The 14,519-nt window shown below is 50.9% G+C and carries 13 protein-coding genes; 9 read left to right on the top strand and 4 right to left on the bottom strand.

Annotated features, from left to right (window positions below):
• From B3729_RS22905 to B3729_RS22870, 8 genes are all read left to right on the top strand, one after another.
• A partial coding sequence (locus B3729_RS22905) for a hypothetical protein (RefSeq protein WP_286789094.1) occupies positions 1 to 191 on the top strand: 191 nt, incomplete at its 5' end.
• A 30-nt stretch (positions 192 to 221) separates the two neighbouring features.
• The gene (locus B3729_RS22900; RefSeq protein WP_286789093.1) at positions 222 to 1,472 is read left to right on the top strand and encodes a M20/M25/M40 family metallo-hydrolase; all 1,251 of its coding nucleotides are present in this window, start codon (positions 222 to 224) and stop codon (positions 1,470 to 1,472) included.
• 182 nt (positions 1,473 to 1,654) lie between these two features.
• Entirely contained in the window at positions 1,655 to 1,873 is a 219-nt protein-coding gene (locus B3729_RS22895; protein WP_286789092.1) for a DUF2934 domain-containing protein, read from the top strand.
• 522 nt (positions 1,874 to 2,395) lie between these two features.
• On the top strand, positions 2,396 to 3,859 hold the full coding sequence (locus B3729_RS22890) for a family 43 glycosylhydrolase (RefSeq protein ID WP_286789091.1): 1,464 nt from the start codon (positions 2,396 to 2,398) through the stop codon (positions 3,857 to 3,859).
• A gap of 137 nt (positions 3,860 to 3,996) precedes the next feature.
• Complete coding sequence (locus B3729_RS22885; RefSeq protein ID WP_125889215.1) at positions 3,997 to 4,191, top strand: hypothetical protein; 195 nt, start codon at positions 3,997 to 3,999, stop codon at positions 4,189 to 4,191.
• A 692-nt stretch (positions 4,192 to 4,883) separates the two neighbouring features.
• The gene (locus B3729_RS22880) at positions 4,884 to 6,326 is read left to right on the top strand and encodes an ATPase domain-containing protein (protein WP_286789090.1); all 1,443 of its coding nucleotides are present in this window, start codon (positions 4,884 to 4,886) and stop codon (positions 6,324 to 6,326) included.
• A 26-nt stretch (positions 6,327 to 6,352) separates the two neighbouring features.
• Positions 6,353 to 6,724, top strand: a complete 372-nt coding sequence (locus B3729_RS22875) for a response regulator (protein WP_286789089.1) — start codon at positions 6,353 to 6,355, stop codon at positions 6,722 to 6,724.
• A gap of 720 nt (positions 6,725 to 7,444) precedes the next feature.
• Positions 7,445 to 8,266: a GNAT family N-acetyltransferase gene (locus B3729_RS22870; protein WP_286789088.1), complete on the top strand. Its 822-nt coding sequence runs from the start codon at positions 7,445 to 7,447 to the stop codon at positions 8,264 to 8,266.
• 49 nt (positions 8,267 to 8,315) lie between these two features.
• Here the strand turns inward: B3729_RS22870 and B3729_RS22865 are convergent, their stop codons facing one another.
• The 3 genes from B3729_RS22865 to B3729_RS22855 are packed head-to-tail and all read right to left on the bottom strand — an operon-like array spanning position 8,316 to position 11,065.
• Complete coding sequence (locus tag B3729_RS22865; protein WP_286789087.1) at positions 8,316 to 9,206, bottom strand: pectinesterase family protein; 891 nt, start codon at positions 9,204 to 9,206, stop codon at positions 8,316 to 8,318.
• Complete coding sequence (locus B3729_RS22860; RefSeq protein WP_286789086.1) at positions 9,203 to 9,421, bottom strand: hypothetical protein; 219 nt, start codon at positions 9,419 to 9,421, stop codon at positions 9,203 to 9,205. Before B3729_RS22860 ends, B3729_RS22865 begins: the two co-directional genes overlap by 4 nt.
• 15 nt (positions 9,422 to 9,436) lie before the next feature.
• On the bottom strand, positions 9,437 to 11,065 hold the full coding sequence (locus tag B3729_RS22855; RefSeq protein ID WP_286789085.1) for an SGNH/GDSL hydrolase family protein: 1,629 nt from the start codon (positions 11,063 to 11,065) through the stop codon (positions 9,437 to 9,439).
• A gap of 655 nt (positions 11,066 to 11,720) precedes the next feature.
• On the opposite strand from B3729_RS22855, the gene B3729_RS22850 reads away from it, so the two are divergent.
• Complete coding sequence (locus B3729_RS22850; protein ID WP_286789084.1) at positions 11,721 to 13,547, top strand: glycoside hydrolase family 28 protein; 1,827 nt, start codon at positions 11,721 to 11,723, stop codon at positions 13,545 to 13,547.
• 286 nt (positions 13,548 to 13,833) lie between these two features.
• Here the strand turns inward: B3729_RS22850 and B3729_RS22845 are convergent, their stop codons facing one another.
• Positions 13,834 to 14,382, bottom strand: a complete 549-nt coding sequence (locus B3729_RS22845) for an adenine phosphoribosyltransferase (RefSeq protein WP_010798695.1) — start codon at positions 14,380 to 14,382, stop codon at positions 13,834 to 13,836.
• Between the last annotated feature and the right edge of the window lie 137 nt (positions 14,383 to 14,519).

Raw genomic sequence — 14,519 nt, 5'->3', positions numbered from 1 at the left:
GTTTTGTTAGCGGCTCTAAATCCAGCAATCCAGCGGATGCGTTTGGGCGCGAGCCTGACATACGTGCTCACTGGCATAGCACAGGACAAAGGCTCACGAGTGATGCCATTGAGGTCAAAATCGTAGCGACCTTGAGCCGCCGGTTATGGCTTACACGAAGCGAAATGCAGGCTGCCAGGGAGCGTCTATAGTGTCTGGGCACATAATAAAAAGGACGCCTCATGACTGTTATGCTCCGCCGCGCCACGTGCTCTCTTTCATTGGCAATCGCCTTTGCCTTTTCTACCGCTTCCACCGTACAGGCTGAACCTAATCACCCCGTTCAATCCCATGCCGAACAGTACAAGGAAGAAGCACTCAAGCTACTCGAGCAACTGGTAAATATTGATTCGGGCTCGGGTTATGCACCTGGTCTGATACAGGTAGGTCAGATTGCAGCTGATCAGTTGAAACAGCTGGGCGCTACGATCGAGACTGTTCCAAACTCTCCACCTGATAAAAGTCATCACATCGTTGCCACGCTTAAAGGCACAGGCAAGGCCAAAATCTTGCTGATGGCACATATGGATACCGTTTTCAAAGAGGGCTCAGCCAAGGAGCGGCCTTTCCATATAAAGGATGGGCGAGCCTACGGACCAGGCGTGATGGACGATAAGGGCGGAATCGTAGCGGGCATCTATGCGCTCAAGATATTGAAAGACCTCAACTTCAAGGATTACGCTCAAATTACCTTTTTGCTTGATGCCAGCGAGGAAACCGGTTCCGATGCTGCTACTCAGCTGATTCAACGGGTGGCCAGGGAGCATGACGTTACCCTCAATCTAGAGCCAGGCCGGCCTGCCGATGGCCTCGTGGCTTGGCGAAAAGGAAGCGCGACCGCAACCGTTGACGTTACCGGTAAGGCCGCTCATGCGGGCGTAGCGCCGGAGCTCGGCCGAAACGCTGCCATGGAAATCTCGCATCAGGTCCTCCAGCTTGGCAAACTGGGCGATGCCGAGAAGAAAACCACGGTCAATTTTACTGTAATCGACGCTGGCGATCGCACGAATGTCATACCTGACAGCGCGACTGCCAAGGCAGACGTCCGTGTAGCAGTTCCTGAGGAGTTTGATCGGGTCGAGCAAGACATGGCGCGCGTCTCTGCCAACAAGCTGATCCAAGAGACCGACGTGAAAACTCATCTGCATCGGGGCTTGCCACCTATGCCTCAAACTGCCGAAACGGATAGGCTCGTGTCGATGGCTCAAAACATCTACGGTGAAATTGGCCGCAAGCTTACGATCGAGGGCAGCGGTGGCGCAGCTGACGCCAGCCTTGCTGCGGGTGTGGGCGTACCAACGCTGGATGGCTTTGGCATCGTAGGCGGCAATATCCATACGCCAGAAGAGTACGCCGAGGTGGAAAGCGTCGCGCCGAGACTTTATTTACTGGCAAGGATGATCATGGAGCTGGCGCAGCGTGATAAAGGTTAAGTCTCTCAATGAAAAGGACTTTTCATCGGACGTATACAGCACGTGAGGAACGATAAGGAAGACTGGGCATCCCTTCTTATAGTCCTGTTGCAATCATGCAGGTAGATACTCAAGGCCTACGGCCTCTAAGTCAGAAAGCTCGGCGCCAGACTGCTGAGCCACATCCGATAGGAGGATGAGCGATGGATGATCTGGAACAACGCATACGTCAACGCGCCTACGAAATCTGGGAAGCCGCAGGTCGTCCGGATGGACAGGGATTTGAGCACTGGTTTCAAGCCCAGAGAGAAGTCGACTACGACACCGCAGGGGATCCGCTGTCGGGCGGAATAGAAACCAGCGTGGCGCAGCCCATGCCCAAGCCAAAGCCAAAGCGAAGCCGTACCAAGAAGACAGCCTGACCACAGGTCTTTGCCACTACGTAAAACGGCCAATTCTATTGGCCGTTTTATTTTAGTCGGCCTGAAATGCCTAGAGTGCTATCCACCCTACTCTTATTGGCGTTAGCCGAAAACATGTTCTGTAAGAGTGACTTCGATGAAGTAGCCTTCAGCCTGATCGCGTCATTACGTCATTAATAAATCGGTACACCTCTTTGATTCCGCAAAGGCCGCCTCGCCTGATCAACCAAGCTGCCAAACCGCCTATTCATCATAACATTAGCTCGCCACCACTAGACGTATGAGCGATGTAGGCTATAAATAATCGGGCGATCCCGGTAATAGTCATACCATTATCATGGCTTGCGCTTGAGCTATCTCTGCTGTCGGGCTTGGCGACCCTGCCTTATGAGGTCACCCGTCTTGCAGGGTTCGGCTTGAGGAGCTGCAGTTATGGGCCGTTTTCTTCAGCCTCTAAATCTGTGGCTCACACTGCTCGATAACAACCTGTGTTCTTGCTAATAACAACAACGGAGAAACACCATGGTTCTAGAACTGTGTGCTCAGGTAAGGCGTCTTAAGCGCAACCTTACCAATGCCGCCTGGTTTTCCCTCGCGGTCGCTGTAACAGTATTGATCAACCCGGCCTCCTCTCTGGCGGCAACCCAGTACGACAATCCCATCATTACGCAACGAGCCGATCCGTCTGTTTATAAACATACCGACGGGTATTACTACATGACTTATAGCGTACCGGAGTACAACCGGATCGCACTCAGGCGCGCCAGGACCATTGCCGGTCTTGCAAAGGCCCAGGAACAGGTCATCTGGACCAAGCACGACAGTGGTGAGATGAGTACCCACGTCTGGGCACCCTGGATCGATTACAACAACGGTTCCTGGTACGTCTATTTCGCTGCCGCTCAGGAAGGCACCCCGTTCAATCACCGCATTTATGCACTGTCCAACAATGCAGCCAATCCGGTAACAGGCTCAGGCTGGATCGAGCGTGGTCAGATCAAGACAAACTGGGAATCATTCAGTATCGATACGACTACCTTCGTGCATGCAGGCAAACGTTACATCGTCTGGGCCCAGAAAGATCCGAACATCGAAGGTAACAGCAATCTCTACATTGCCGAGCTGGATGGCCCACTGGCTATTAAAGGCAAACAGGTAATGCTATCGCAACCTGAATACGACTGGGAGAAGGTAGGTTTCTGGGTCAACGAAGCGCCTGCCGTCATGGAGCATAATGGCAAGGTGTTCATTGCCTATTCGGGCAGTGCTACCGATGCGAACTACAACATGGGCCTGCTTTCCGCACCCGCCACGGCGGATCTACTCGATCCTAGCGTATGGACCAAATCACCTGTTCCTGTCTTCAAGAGTAGCGAGCGTAACGGGATCTACGGCACAGGCAGCAATACCTTCACAACCGACCGGGATGGCACCATCCTTCACATCTATAATGCTCGCAACTACAAGGGCATCGTAGGCGATCCGCTGTACGATCCCAACAGGGCCATTTATGTGCAACCGCTCAGCTGGGATTCAAACGGCAATCCGGTTTTCGGTGTCCCGACAGGCGCAGAGAAGCCAGTAACGCTGGTCAATCAGAACAGCAGCAAATGCCTCAATGTGAAAGATGCCAGTCTCGATGCAGGCGTACGGGTCGAACAGGCCTCGTGTGATCAGACGAATGCTCAACGCTGGCACATGATCAATCTGAAAAATGGCTTCTATGAGGTATTGAGTGTCAACAGCGGCAAAGTGTTGACTGCGCAGGAGGCATTCAAGGATTCGCCAATCTCACAGGAGACATGGCAAAACCTTCACACCCAGCAATGGCAGATGCTGCCTAGCGCATCAAACTGGTTCCGCCTGGTCAACCGCTCCAGTGGCAAGGTCTTGGACATACCGGGCTGTAAGGTCAGTGACGGCGTTGATGTTGGCCAGGGACGCTGGATGAAAAATGGTTGTCAGCACTGGTCGGCTATCCCTTAACGTCAACCCTCTGAAATAAGGCACGGACAAGGACGTCCCGCCCTGCACTCCTCTTAACTCTGACCGTTAGTCACCTTGCGCTCAAGCTCTTCTTCCATCAGGCCGATAGTAAGAAGAGATTGATAAAGGAGACATCCATGCCCATCCCAGTAACCGGAGCGACACCCACGGAAGTTATTGAGCGCGCCAGGCAACTAGGCCTCAGCAAATGGCCTATCCGTGCAGGTCGTACCAAAGAGGGTCATTGGGTGCATGTTTACTCTATTACATCTGAAGAGCTCGTTGGGTATATCGATAAGCTGTTAGCACGGCAATGGAAGGTTAAGGCATAAACCTTAGTGCTCCGCTATAGCGTCTCCCTTACCTATTACCCAAATTACAGCTTTATCATTCGTCCAGCCTGATCAGTACAGATCAATCAATACATCTTTTGACCCAGAGCGGCCTTAACTGCGCTTGCTCTTGAGCCCCTCTTAATCTCCATTATCTGTAGCTATCAGTGGATAAGACCTAATGTTGGCTTTGCCATAACCCGGCATCCCTAAAGCCTAATGATTTCACCCAGCAATCTAGGTTTTGTAAAAACAAAGCGGCCTCTGCCACTATAGTTTCAAGCTACGTTCAAACGTGGCGTACAAGACTTCCAGCCTACGCCTTTTCGTTAGCCGCAAAACATCAGCTCGATAGCATTGCTCTGCTTATCCCTTATCCAGTCAGACTATCCAGGCAGTTCCGGCTTCGGTTTGCGCCTCATGTTACGGGGTGTCCCCCAAGAGGGGCATGTGTAGCCGAAGCGGGCTGCATCACGTTTCCAGGCAATACCTCCTATATTCATTTATTTCTATCCTTTCCTCTATCTTCGATTAAATGTTTGAATATATTTAGAGATCTGCTCATCAGCTTCTCCATAAATGTTGTCTGAGGGGGTTGAGGTCATGAATTTCCCTCTTCTTTACTCTTTAGGTAACTATGGATAATGCATCTGTCGTTAATGCGTCTTCGTTAATAATTTGAGGTCAAGCACGTGAGCCAACTGGTGCGTCTAAAGAGTGGTATTGAAGGGCTCGATGCTCTGCTTAAGGGTGGCTTTGTTTCAGGCTCCTCCTATCTGATTCAGGGCAGGCCTGGGTCAGGCAAGACCATTTTGGCAAGCCAGATTGCCTTCAATTACATCCGCACAGGTGGTCAAGCTGTATTCGCAACGCTCCTCTCTGAATCGCATGATCGGCTGTTTAGTTTCCTCTCTACCCTGGCCTTCTTTGATGAATCTCAGGTCGGGGACAACATCAAATACCTTAGTGCCTTCGATACGCTGGAAAGCGAGGGGCTTGATGCCGTTATCAAGCTGTTACGTAAAGAGATCATTCGTAATAAGGCAACACTGCTGGTTGTAGATGGCTTGCTTAATGCCAGAAGCCAAGCCGACACGCCTCTGGACACAAAAAAGTTCATTGCAGAACTGCAGGCGCATGCTGCATTTGCAGGTTGCACTCTACTCTTTTTGACTAGCGCAACCATGGACGAAGGTAGCCCTGAGTTGACCATGGTTGACGGGATGATCTCGCTTGAAGAACAAGGGGTAGGCGTGCGCTCTATACGCAGGATGACCGTACGCAAATCCAGAGGCTCCGGAGCCATTGCAGGGCAGCATGAGTACCAGATCAGCGATCAAGGTATTATTGTATACCCAAGGCTTGAGGCCTTACTTAATACCCCTACAGGTGCTTTGAAAACGAGTAAGGACAAGATCCCGTCCGGCATACATGCGCTTGATGATGCGTTATTTGGCGGACTATGCAAGTCATCGGTCTCGCTCATTCTTGGCCCATCGGGCTCTGGCAAAACGGTCACGGGCTTGAACTTTATCCTGGAGTCCACGCCTGCAGAACCTGGTCTTATCCTTGGCTTTTACGAGACGCCAGAACAGCTGGATTTGAAAGCTGCGGCCTTGGATCTTGACCTTCAGTCGCTCATAGAACAGGAAGCCGTCCGTACACATTGGCAGCCGACAACAGAATTAAGGCTTGATAGTGTTGGCTATAGCCTGATCGATATGGTCCGCGAGCACCGAATCAAGCGGGTTTTTATCGATAGTGTCGCAGCAATGGCTCGATCCGCCAGCGAACAAAACCGTCTTGTTGAGTTTTTTAGTGCCCTGTTCAACGAATTAAGAGCTATGGACGTAACGGTATGGAGCACTTGGGAGATACAGGAAATTCTAGAGTCCGATATCACTACTCCAGCCCCTCAACTATGTAGCCTCGTTGATAATGTCTTCTTGCTGCGATTTGAAGAAAAGAAAAAAGAGCTTACAAGCCTTTTTTCAATAGTGAAGGTTCGAAATAGCCCCTTTGATCGCACCCGGAAGCAGGTAGTAATTGGTAAGGGAGGTCTAACACTGATTCATCCAATGAAAAAACAGAAGAGAAAGGAGGACATCGCAGCCTCTTCAACCTCTAGTCATTAATCGCGTCTGCAGAGGACAGCCAAAGCATGACGACGATTATGGTAGTGGATGATGAGTTTCTGATAACCGATATCCTAGGCCTTGCCTTGGAGGATGTAGGCTATCGAGTGTTGAAAGCCAGCAATGATAAGAAAGCCATCGAACTATTCACCCGTGAAATCCCAACGCTGGTAATTACCGATTTCATGATGCCTTCAATGACCGGGCTTGAGCTAGCGCAGGCTATAAAGCTCAGGGACGATACCGCTCACATCCCAATTATCTTGATGACAGGTGCCCAAGCGCACGTCGCTCAGCAGAATAATTATTTATTCGCCCAGATTCTGGGTAAACCCTTTGACATGGACACGTTATTGGATGCCATAAGAAAGCTCATAGGCACACCTGAAGATCAATAGCCGGTAGGCCCCAGGGTGTAGAGGTAAACCATCAGGCTATAAATGCTCTGCCTGGTAAAGGAATCAGGGAAGATAGACAGGATCGGCTTGATCAAGGGCAAAGCGGGATACTGTGTCAGCTCGTCAAGCTGCCGATCCTGAGCTGATGGGTACAGCTAACACTGATTTCAGCCTTCATCTACATTACACAGCAGTTTCCCAAGACCCTGATGCGGTCCTTCCTCTGGCCTGCATGAATAATGAATTTAGCCTCACGTCCGCCGACCCGCGATATTCGAAAAGTTAAGGCAGCAGTTCATACGGTAAGAGTCAGCAACCCTGCATTTATCTTCTGTAAAACGCTAACGCTGTTTGATATGTCTGTTTTATGAGCGCGCGCCGTAATAGGCATCAGAAACTGACCTTGATTACATCGTTGCTTTCACGCGCGTCTACAGGGTACATCTCTTAGCAGGAAGGCCTTCACTGTGCGGATAACGCTCTCGCTTCGAATGGAGACGTTCTCAAGCAACAAATCGAAGTGTTCACGCTCCATTAATCATGGCCTTAGATGAGCTAACGTGCGCGTCCGCATTGAATACTCCTGATGATTTGAATGGTGACTGAAGCCGTTTGATCCTTGGCTCAATAGTTCCTTTTTACTCTACCCGCAAAACCATCCACACCTGGAAGCTGCCCGATTTCATGTCAATAACTGAATCCTCCGTTCGATTCCGTCCGATGATCACGACGGACCTCATACGTGCCCATGAACTCTCGCGTGCATTGCGCTGGCCCCACCGTTTGCAGGATTGGCAATGGATGCATCAAATCAGCCAGGGGGTAATAGCAGAAGACTCTGCCGGTCTGCTCGGTACTGCCCTTTGTTTTCTTCAGGGTGATTACGCCAGCGTGGGCCTTGTCATCATTGCAGCAGAACGACAAGGTCAGGGATTGGGCCGGAAATTACTAGATCAGACCCTGGTTCAGGTCCAGGCGCGCACTCCTATCCTGGTCGCTACACCCAGAGGCGCTCCGCTTTATGCAAGCCAAGGCTTCACTACCTACGAACACATTCTTCAGCACCAAGCGGCCAGCGCACCCTCTTTACCCGATTATGAACCACCGACCGGACATGTGTTGCAGGCAGTTAACCCACAGGATTTTCAGCACCTGCTTGAGCTGGGCTCCGCCGCTACTGGAATGGATCGCACACGGGTAATTTCCGCTTTATTGGAAATCAGCCAGAGCGTGATGGGTATGAAGCGTGATCAGCAATGGGTTGGCTTTGCCCTGCTAAGACCGTTTGGTCACGGCCTGGCAATAGGTCCTGTCGTGGCGGAATCAATCGAGGAGGCGAAAGCCATGATCGCGACCCTGCTGTCTCAAGCAGCCGGGCAGTTTATCCGCCTGGATGTTACGCAGCGCAGCGGGCTGAGCGACTGGCTGAGCGAAATAGGCATCCCTCAAGTGGATGACGTCGCCCAAATGGTCAAAGGTACTCCTCCATTACCTTACGGGAACGCAGTGCAAATGGCCTTGGCTACTCAAGCGCTATGTTAGCCTTTTGCACTAGCGGACCACATAAGCGTAGTCCGGTAGGCGAGCCGTTTTACTCTTTGAATTTCTTTGGCTTCCAGTCGGGGAAGATGAGGTCCAACGTAAATGTCCTCAACTGCCCAGTGGTAAGCTGCCGCCGCTGTGGGTCCCACAACGCTGCGCCCGGTCCATAATTGCGCCCCTCGAAGAAGCGAGAGTCCTGCGGATAGAACCAGATGGTGTTGCCATCCTTGTCCTTGCCCGACATCTTGTCCCAGCCGTAGATGTGATCATCCATATAAGACTTGATAAAGACTGACTGACCGATTGCATTCGGGTCAGCGTAACGGCCATCCTCAAATGTCGTAGTAGGATGCCAGGGACGTCCCAATGCGAAACTGCGAGCAGGCACCCCCATCTCTTTCACAATACGACTTTGCAGGAAGATCAGCCCGTAGGGAGACTTGATATCGGTACTGGGCGCGGTGAGATAGCCATAAGGCGGTGCTATATCGGTACGGCGTCGAGCAACGATGTCGCAGTGATCGAACACACTGATCCCTGATCCGAAAATGAAATCAACATGCCCTGTGATCTTGCTTTGAGTGAAATAGCTGCGGCTACCGGTTTTGCTATAAAACGTATCCTGATATCCCTCCAGTCTCACATTGTGAAAACGCGCGCGATCACTGTTACTGTCCAGCAGCAGCGCCACCGCCTGGGTATCCTTTACCTTGGTAGGATCAGTAGCCAGCTTGGCCGCATTGGCCGGAAAGTCGAAACTGTTTCGAATGGTCAGATTGCGCGCTGTAAAATCAGGCGCGTTCACACTCACGGTGCTGCTGCCTGACGTACCATATTTCTGTCCCTTCTCATCGAGCATGCCCGCGTACACACCGGCACTGATGATGGTCTTGTCCCGCTGCTCGCCTATCAAGGTGATATTAGGGCGAGTGATGCTCAAGCGCTCCTCATAGGTTCCTTTTTCAGGAAAATGACATAGGGCGACTGGTCTGATGGGGCCGCCTTGATGGCCGCATTAATGGATGTGAATGTGTTGGGTTGCGCCGTTGGTGACACCACCGCCTGGTACTGCACTGCCAATGCCGTCTGGCTGATACATACAAGGCTGACAGTGCCCAAGAGCATGGTGCTGCGTAATAGGGAAGGCATGGACATTGTTGTTATTCCTTCTTATTTGAGTTTTGCAGCCAGCTCAACCAGTGCCGGTTGCTGCGCGATGCCTTCGGCTACTATACCGGCAACCGCCTCGGCGCCCTTCTGCTGGAAGTGGGTACGATCAGGATTATCCAACGTTCCGGAAGTCTGGGTTTTGTAATAGGGATAGCGTGGGTCGTTGGGATCAACCGCAAGCCAATAGGACTTCCAGTCGTCTCGGTGCTGATTGACGAAGTCGATAGTCTTCCGCTCGAGGTCAATGAATGGAATTCGATTGTCCGCAGCCGTTTTGCGAATGGTGGCCGCGTAATCACCTACATAGGCATAGCCGTTTTCGCTGTTCTGCTTGGTCCAGTGGGAACTGCCAACCGGTGTAGTATCACCATTTTCGAAAGCGGGTTTACGCTCTGCAGTCATCACCCGTGTGGTAGGCGTCATAATGATGGGTCTGGCTCCTTGCCGACGCGCCAATGCAATGTAGCGCTCCAAGGAGTTCTGGAATGACAGCTGCGGTTGGCCTTCAGGATATTGCTTGTTGCCATTACTGTCATTGGGATAGGTACACAGGTTTTTCACATCTGCCGCACCACGCACCGGTTTGGCACTATTACAGTTTTGGTCGTTGTGCCCATGGGCGATGAATACATAGTCACCTGCCTTCATGAAGCGCGCCATCTGTTGATACCAACCCTCGTTATAGAAATCGCGACTCGATCGCCCTGCCCGCGCTCCGTTGAGTACGGCAACACCGCTATCGTTCCGAAAGCGTTCCTGGAAGACCTGCCCCCATCCCATCCTGGGTAGTCGGCTTTCCTCATAGGTTGCTGCGGTGGAATCACTCACAATCAGGATGCGCACCTTAGCGCTCTTGATAGCCTCCAGCTCACCCTTTGCACGCAGGTAGTCGAAGCGCTCATAGCTGCTGGTGTCATGCGTCGTGCTGACATCGCTGAAGCCTAGAATAGGGCGAAAGCGAATATCAGTCAGAATGGTTCCGCTCGCCTCACCGCTGTCATTGTGATAACCCCGGTTGTGATTAATCACCTGGAGCAACGCCGCTGCTCCTTTTCCGTCGTCACGCAGGGGGGTGGTAATAGGGTTGTACCGATCTACATGGCTAACGCCTGCTTGAGTCAGTGCTTGCGAAAGGCCTGCCCTCATCGCATTAAGCGGAGCAGTTAGAAACTCCTCGCGCATTTGCCCCGCATTACCACTTTCCACCCACTGTTGAGGACCGATGTACCCAAGCTTCTGGGCGATTTCGGAAACAATCCGATCTGTAAGTGGTGTGATATTGACCGTTGTATTTCCATTACGTGGGAGCGCTGTCACTACCGAGGCCATACAACGCGTTCGAGGTTTATCGTTGTAGCGGCAATTTTGCGTAATGTGTCCGTCGCGCGGTGTAAGATCGGTAGCGGATACCAGTAACGGCGGCGTCAGTGTTGAGGCTTCCAGGCGCCAATGCCCCTTGCGGTCCGTCAAAGCAGTCTTTTGCTTTCCCCACTTATCAATCACTGTGACTTTGGCATTGGTCAAAGGCGCATCGGCCATGACCACTCCATTCAAGAACGTTGCTCCCTGAGCGAATCCTGCACCAGCTAGCAGCAAACACCCCATCAGAGCCGAGCCTTTCATACGCATGCGAATACTCCTCAGTAACTCGACAGCATCCAGAGCTGTACAAGCGAACCGTTGTAAATTCAGTACCGTTAAATGCTCCGAGAGCACGCGCCTATGAGCTGAAGGCGTTAACCTGCTTGACGGAAGAAAAAACAGCCATGTGCCGGGTGACCAAGCAGTAATGCATTGCTGAAACTAGAGAGCGGGTAAGAAGAATCATGCTAGTCCTTTGTTGTTGTTAAGACTTGTTTACTAGCTGGTCTGTTTGTCCACCAGCCAAGTATCAACACTGCCAGCTATGCAAGGGTCTAAATCATTAACTAGATTAACTATAAAAGAAGGCCTGAAGATTTACTTTCATCAAACAGCCTTCATCTGTACGTCGTCATACAACAAGATCAGTATTTTTTGGCAATTCCGTTTTGTCAAGGGAGTCCACCCACTCCTTTTGAGAATAACCATCGAAGTCGAGGGTTATAGTGGCGCTTTAGCCTCAAATAGCCTTATAGCAGCTAAAGGTTATAAAATTGGCTGTCTGTACTTAGCTGCTCAGGAAGCCGCTCGTTCACAAACCGAGGGAATAGCTTCTTAGCTGTTGTCATACCACACAAATAAATTATGATGGGCTCAAGGTGGCGCTCTAAACCCTCTCGTTCATAACAATAAGGATAAATCTATGAGCATCGAACCCCCTGCAGCCTTGTCACGCTCAATGAAAAAACAGATTCTGACCATAACAGCGTTAACCTTGGGGTTAACCGTGACCGCGTTACCCTGCTTCGCACTTGATGCGCCGGTTAACGTACAGGTTCCTACACTAGCCTACGATGAGAGCCAGATTGTTCTGGTGTGGGAAAAGCCTGCAAATCCGCAGGATATCCGTGACTATAATGTCTACCTGAACGGTAAATTTCTTGGCAGCGCCACCGCCAATAACAATCGCGTCTCACCTGCCAAGCCTTACATTAATCGTTTTTATGAAGAAGACACAGACGGCTTCCACCACCGTATTACCATCCACAGCTTCACGGCAACGGGTCTGAAGGCAGACACTGAATACCGTTTCACGGTGCGTGCTGTAGATGCTTATGGCAATGAATCCGCTGACAGCAAAGCAGTAGTCCAGCGTACCAGCCGTCTACCCAAAGTGTTCAATGTCGTTCGATACGGCGCTAAAGGAGATGGCAAGACTGTTAACACACATGCCATCCAAGCCGCTATTGATGCTTGCACACCTGGATGCAAGGTGCTCATTCCTGCCGGGACGTTCAAGACTGGTGCACTTTACCTGAAGAGCAACATGACGCTCGAAATTGGACGTGGCGCAACGCTTCTCGGCTCAGAGCGCGGGGAAGACTATCCAGCGAAGGGATATATTCAGTACCCCTACTCCACCACCATCCGTCCCGCCTCCCTTATCAACGCGCTACCCCGAGACCCCTACACGGAAGAGCATTTCGAAAACATCCGTATCGTAGGTAAAGGGATTATCAATGGCAATGGCTGGAAGCGTCTGGAAGACGACACTGATGAGCTGGGACGAGCCTTGCCAGTTTACGTCGCAAGCAATAACACACGCTATATGCAAGACGGCATTCTTGCCAAGGACCAAGTCCAGAGAGCAGTGGCGTCGGGTATGAACGTCAAGGATGCGTACGGCCAAATGCGGTCATCCCTAATCACGCTGCGCAACGTCCGTAACGTATTCTATGGTGACTTTACTGTACTCAATCCAGCCTACCACGGCATCATGAACTTAGAGACGGAAAATGTGGTGATGGCCAACACCACACACAAGACATACGATGCCAATAACGGTGATGGTATTGAATTTGCCAACAGCCGAGGTGCCATGGTTTTCAATAACTTTTTCGAGACGGGTGATGACTGCGTCAACTTCGCAGCAGGGACTGGGGCTGATGCCATTAAACAGAAGCCACAGGAAAATGTCTGGGTCTTCAATAACTACTTTCGTCACGGCCACGGCATGATCGTTGCTGGCAGCCACACCGGGGCATGGATACAGAATATCCTGGCCGAGGATAATGTCTCAGACAGGACCGATGTCGGGCTGCGCATGAAAAGTACCAACTTCATGGGCGGCGGTGTCAGAAATGTCATCTTTCGCGACTCCGCCATTCGTAATAGCGCCAAGCAAGGCTTTATATTCACCTTGGACTATAACGATCCTAACGCCATCCTGGACTACAAGCGCTCGGATATCTCCGGCAAATTTCAGGATATTAAGGTCAGCAACGTTACCGTGGAGAATCCTGTCTCTGCAGCCTTGGAGATCAAGGGCGACAGCGCGCATGATGCTTTCCATGAACGCTTCGAATTTGCCAAGGTAAGTTTCAAAGGAACAGCACCTGCCACTATCAATGGTCTTCGAAACTCGAGCTTTAGAGATATTACCTTTGAAGGAACCGCAAAAAACCCTTGGTCGATTACGAACAGTGCAGACCTAAGCTTTACGCACGTGGTACCACAACCGCTTCAATAATGAACACTCCGGCGCTCTCGTGAGCGCTGGAGCCACAATTTGCCGTTGGATAATGGTAATCATGTTTGGCAGCAGACATCATTTGGTTGATTAGATTGTTGCCAAACTGCTCAAAGAAGACGAAGTAAGAGAGGATACTACCCTAACGTATTCGATACCTTAACGCACCAGTGTCTTTCTTACTTGATTCAAGCAATAAAGACAGGACTGGGAAGCCTGCGTTTAGTGTATTGCCTGCTCCCTGCAAAATACATTTCATAAAAAAGCCCGCTAAAGCGGGCTCTTTTTAGCGCTCAGAAAGAGCAAATTCAGTAAGGCTAAACGTCGGAATGCCTGCTTCCTGTAAACGCTTAGAACCTTGCAATTCTGGCAAATCTACAATAGCAGCTGCTTCAAACACATTAGCCCCCATGCGGCGAATCAGGTTTGCCGCAGCAACAAGAGTCCCACCTGTTGCAATAAGGTCATCTACCAGCAGTACAGTGTCTCCTTGCGACAAGCTGTCTTTATGAACCTCAATGACGGAATCACCGTATTCAGTTGTATAGGTCTCGGTAAGCAACTCGGCAGGAAGCTTTCCTTTTTTACGGAAAAGAATTAATGGCTTATTAAGTGCGTAAGCCAATATGGGGCCAATCAAAAAGCCCCTGGCATCCAACGCTCCCACATGCGTGAACTCAGCCTCAACATAGCGCTGAATCAAACTGTCCACAGTCATTCTTAAGGCACGTGGCGATTGAAACAACGGGGTAATATCCCGAAAAATCACACCCGGCTTAGGAAAATCAGGTACAGCACGGATATAAGATTTCAGGTTAGAGGCATCGCAGCTCATAACAACACTCAGGTACAAAATTGGCGAAAAGACAGTATAACTGGACTAGGCTGGTTTGCCGAATAGAGATGCGTCGCTAGATAAACTGTTCCAGCTCCGCAAACCTATTTTATCCGCGCAAAAGCAAAACCCCCGGG

Origin of the sequence: Pseudomonas sp. UBA3149 (assembly GCF_002364655.1) — a bacterium.
Classification (GTDB): domain Bacteria; phylum Pseudomonadota; class Gammaproteobacteria; order Pseudomonadales; family Pseudomonadaceae; genus Chryseomonas; species Chryseomonas luteola.
The sequence above is the reverse complement of the archived record's forward strand: the minus strand, read 5'-3'. Positions and strand labels throughout refer to the sequence as shown.

Bases quoted from the DNA above. Each gene is read 5' to 3' on its own strand.
- B3729_RS22885 (WP_125889215.1), top strand. From the start codon at position 3,997: ATGCCCATCCCAGTAACCGGAGCGACACCCACGGAAGTTATTGAGCGC.
- B3729_RS22890 (WP_286789091.1), top strand. From the start codon at position 2,396: ATGGTTCTAGAACTGTGTGCTCAGGTAAGGCGTCTTAAGCGCAACCTT.
- B3729_RS22860 (WP_286789086.1), bottom strand. From the start codon at position 9,421: ATGTCCATGCCTTCCCTATTACGCAGCACCATGCTCTTGGGCACTGTC.
- B3729_RS22875 (WP_286789089.1), top strand. From the start codon at position 6,353: ATGACGACGATTATGGTAGTGGATGATGAGTTTCTGATAACCGATATC.
- B3729_RS22870 (WP_286789088.1), top strand. From the start codon at position 7,445: ATGATCACGACGGACCTCATACGTGCCCATGAACTCTCGCGTGCATTG.
- B3729_RS22850 (WP_286789084.1), top strand. From the start codon at position 11,721: ATGAGCATCGAACCCCCTGCAGCCTTGTCACGCTCAATGAAAAAACAG.
- B3729_RS22855 (WP_286789085.1), bottom strand. From the start codon at position 11,065: ATGCGTATGAAAGGCTCGGCTCTGATGGGGTGTTTGCTGCTAGCTGGT.
- B3729_RS22845 (WP_010798695.1), bottom strand. From the start codon at position 14,382: ATGAGCTGCGATGCCTCTAACCTGAAATCTTATATCCGTGCTGTACCT.
- B3729_RS22900 (WP_286789093.1), top strand. From the start codon at position 222: ATGACTGTTATGCTCCGCCGCGCCACGTGCTCTCTTTCATTGGCAATC.
- B3729_RS22895 (WP_286789092.1), top strand. From the start codon at position 1,655: ATGGATGATCTGGAACAACGCATACGTCAACGCGCCTACGAAATCTGG.